4 protein-coding genes and 1 pseudogene are annotated in these 3,521 nt (G+C 50.0%); all 5 read right to left on the bottom strand.

Annotated elements, in window-relative coordinates:
- Window positions 1-267 (bottom strand): annotated as a pseudogene (locus AB4Z11_RS26790) (TonB-dependent receptor); the annotation flags it as partial.
- 293 nt (window positions 268-560) lie between these two features.
- Complete coding sequence (locus AB4Z11_RS26785) at window positions 561-1,040, bottom strand: chemotaxis protein CheW (RefSeq protein ID WP_442028884.1); 480 nt, start codon at window positions 1,038-1,040, stop codon at window positions 561-563.
- Between the two features lie 420 nt (window positions 1,041-1,460).
- Complete coding sequence (locus tag AB4Z11_RS26780; RefSeq protein WP_442028883.1) at window positions 1,461-1,901, bottom strand: hypothetical protein; 441 nt, start codon at window positions 1,899-1,901, stop codon at window positions 1,461-1,463.
- A gap of 875 nt (window positions 1,902-2,776) precedes the next feature.
- Entirely contained in the window at window positions 2,777-2,980 is a 204-nt protein-coding gene (locus AB4Z11_RS26775) for a DUF3667 domain-containing protein (RefSeq protein WP_442028885.1), read from the bottom strand.
- 300 nt (window positions 2,981-3,280) lie between these two features.
- Window positions 3,281-3,445 (bottom strand): hypothetical protein, encoded by a 165-nt coding sequence (locus AB4Z11_RS26770; protein ID WP_442028882.1) that lies wholly within the window; start codon window positions 3,443-3,445, stop codon window positions 3,281-3,283.
- Window positions 3,446-3,521: the final 76 nt, after the last annotated feature.

Raw genomic sequence — 3,521 nt, 5'->3', positions numbered from 1 at the left:
AATGAGGCCCTGCATCGAAGGCAGCGTTGCAACGAGATCCGCGACCGTGGTGGCGCCCGTTTGCTCGATCTGCAATTTAGACAGCGTTTGTACCGGCAACGCTCCCTCAACTGCGATGCGTTTAACTGCCGAACCCGTAATTTCCACACGCTGGATTTCTGGTTTGGCATCTTGGGCCATTGCGCTTTGGGCGATAAGCCCGGTTGTTACGGCCATACCGCTGGAGAAAATCAGGCGCATGGATCGCGACAGGATCGTTTCTTTCATAATTGCTTTCAGTCCTGGATGTAAGTATGAATGGATCGTCGAATGACCGCACATGCGATCATCGCGACATGATTATCCGAAGGGCTTACCAGGCTGAAGAGACAAATACCTGTTAGTTGCTGCCACAGAATAGAATGCGACGCAACGTATGGCTACTCAACGGAATGTGTGGGAACTTGGGTAGCACTCCCCCAGGCAAGTCGGGGGAGGTACGAATTCTCCTAGAAGACCACGGACAAACGCGTCAGTGCGTCGTTGAGAGGTACATGCCAATCAGAAAACGGATAGCATGGTTAAGCTGAAGCAGTGTCCATCAATTGCATCTCTGCAGACGAAATTAAGGCATCAATGTCGAGAAGAATCAGCATTCGGTCATCGATTGTTCCAATACCGGTGATGAAGTCTACACTCATCATCGAGCTCATACTTGGTGCAGGCTTTACCTGGTCCGCGAGGAGGGTCATGACATCAGAGACACTATCAACGACGAGGCCAATCAGGCGCTGTCGCACACTCAGGATGATGACCGCCGTGAATGGACCAACGTCGGCGGAGCCCAACCGGAACTTAATCCTCATATCGGCAACAGGAACAATAGTACCGCGCAGATTTATAAGCCCCTTGATGAAGTCTGGCGCATTTGCAATCCGAGTCACGGCAGGATAGCTTCTAATCTCCTGAACCTTATGCAGATCAATGCCGTACTCCTCATTGCCAAGTTTGAATACCAACGACTCTCTTGGCCCCGAATTCTCGCTAATTATTTTTTCCATATTTCCCTCGCGTTTAGACCACCGTCACCGCATCCGGCGACATACCATTATGGAAGCGTCACAAACGCGGCACTGACAATTCATTGACAATCTCGGCCACGATCCATTGTTCTAAGCTTTCAATAAGGGCCGAAGCGGAAGCAAATGGACGAGAAGCCTAGCGGAGTTCTGACCAATCTCGCCAGCACAGCGAGACGAATTCAACAATCCGAAAAGTAGAGCAGTTGACGCAGCACGCGTCGCTCGCTTGCGCGAACGCACGACCCGGGGGACATAGAAGTGCCATCGAGCCAGAACGCAAATCTCGAGATAACAATCTTGTTGTCACTTTGGCCCTATTACCACTTCGTCCTGAGGGGGCTTCTTAGCGCGCCGGAACCGACCTATAGGCTGGAATCGTTGTGCGTTTTGATGTCGATATCAGCCATTGTTACGAAAGAGGTGTGGTTCCGATGACGATGAAGAAAGCTTCCTCTTCGACCACACCAGTCTCACGCCGAAATAAAGTGCGAAGACCACGTCAAACGTGCCGCAAAATTCTGGCCACCATGGAGGGACACCTTTATTTAGGATCAATAGGTTATGAACCGCATCAAAACATCCGTGACCCGCCAACCCCACAACCACAATCCACTGGCTCTTTCGAAAACCGACTACGGCCGCGATACCAAATACTGCCAACGGCAGGATCTCGATGAAGACGACTCGTGGTTCGTTTGCGCAGCACGCGAATAGCACGTAAATAGCTGCCACTACGATTAAAATAACCGGGTAAAAGCCGCGCTCGCGATCTAGCTTGATGTACGTACCTAAGAGCCCGACGCCAATTGCTAGAGCGATCCCGATAAGCACACTCAACATTCGGATCTCCGGATTTCAAAGGAATTGCCGCCCAACAGATACTTCAGCTCGCCAATCGTCAGGCCTGTAATCTCATGCATGCGAATAAGCATTCCGGAACTAACGTTCGCTTTTCCGTGCCGCATTTTGCTCAAGATAGGCTGACCGACCCGCAATGCAGTCGCTAAGGCAGAGTCTGTTTTCACCTGAAGAATTTCCGCTACCGTATCCAGCAATCGATTTGGATTGTATTCCAGTCGAGCTTTTCTCACAAAGTTTAGCGCTTCTCTATCTATGGCGTGCATTCAATTTCACTGGTCGAGGTTGCGGATATTCGTGGGTGAGTCACAGCCCTATGCTATGTGTAGAAGTTAATTATTCTCCACACCGCCAGTCTCAGAGCCACGAGCCTTCAAGACAAAGAGATTCTAGAGAAGGTTACGTCGGCAAAATTGCCAAACAATTGCAAAATGCCGCCAACTTTAATTTGAGCGGCAAGCTATGGACCATCCTTAGAATTCGGAGAGGGCACAAAGGCCTAAGTAACGATTGGCAGCAAAGAGGCCCAAATTGGCAGCACCGGGTAGTAGCGCAGCAATATGATTGCTGCGTCCCAAGCGTTATCTATGTAGTCTCCAATGCATTGTGGCGATCCTTCACGGCATCAATCGATGCCGTTTTTTTTCGTACTTTAGTTTTGATACGTCAACCGTCATAAGTCCGTCTGGAGCTGGTCGGCATGCTGCCTTGGCCCATTCTGTCCTGAGTTCTAATGCGAACTCACTACGCCCAGGCCAAGTACGATCAACACACCAAGCAGGAGCGAAAGGCAATGAAATATCATCAGCAATAACCACTTCAATGTGGTTGAGCTTCTCACCGCGAAAAAAATCAGACTAAACGAAAAGATAGAGCCGAAGCGGCTCGACATATCGCTTGCGGCGGCCCGCCAAGTACTCATTAGTAAGCAGGCCAGGATGGAACAACAAGCGGGTGATGCTGCCCCAAAGCTTGCCCTCCAACGCGACATAATGTCCAACAAATTCATGTAGAAATTCAAGCAAACTCAGCGGATGCAGCCGGGCTTCCTGGCCACACATCGGGCAAAATTTCTCTGTCGCGACGGCGCCGCAGTTTCGGCAATGCTGGCTAGATTCCACATATATGGCCTCCAGAGGAGATTAACTGCAGAGCATTCGCTCGATACTGAGGCTACATCTAATGGAATTCACTCTAGCAGCGAGATAGCCCGAACAGACTTCGTCAGTATTTGAACGCGTTTCGAAGTAAACGCATCTACAACACTCCACGAATCGCCCGATCTCGAAGCCAACCGTTTTGTCTTACAAGGACTACTCGCTGATCTGGTGCCGCCTCAAGAACTGCGGTGCTCACAATTCTTACTCAATGAGCCGACGTACGTAGGCATCAATCACAACGTCGTTTTGGATGCGTTTACCTTCTGTTGCCAAAGCCACTTCCTTAGCTACCTCCGCTGTTGGAGCATCCTCAACCTGGACCTCTTCGGTGTATTGAATTGTTTTGACAACAATGAATTTCGGCACAGCGATTCCTAAACTAAGGGTGAACAATGACCCAGAAAAATTGGCCAGATTTTGCTTTCATCGTAAGGCTCAGACT

Source organism: Pseudoduganella sp. RAF53_2 (assembly GCF_052113985.1).
Classification (GTDB): Bacteria; Pseudomonadota; Gammaproteobacteria; order Burkholderiales; family Burkholderiaceae_D; genus Rugamonas.
This window is presented reverse-complemented; position numbering and strand designations above follow the sequence as displayed.

Coding starts and splice junctions, on each gene's coding strand:
- AB4Z11_RS26780 (WP_442028883.1), bottom strand. CDS start 1,901: ATGTTGAGTGTGCTTATCGGGATCGCTCTAGCAATTGGCGTCGGGCTC.
- AB4Z11_RS26775 (WP_442028885.1), bottom strand. CDS start 2,980: ATGTGTGGCCAGGAAGCCCGGCTGCATCCGCTGAGTTTGCTTGAATTT.
- AB4Z11_RS26785 (WP_442028884.1), bottom strand. CDS start 1,040: ATGGAAAAAATAATTAGCGAGAATTCGGGGCCAAGAGAGTCGTTGGTA.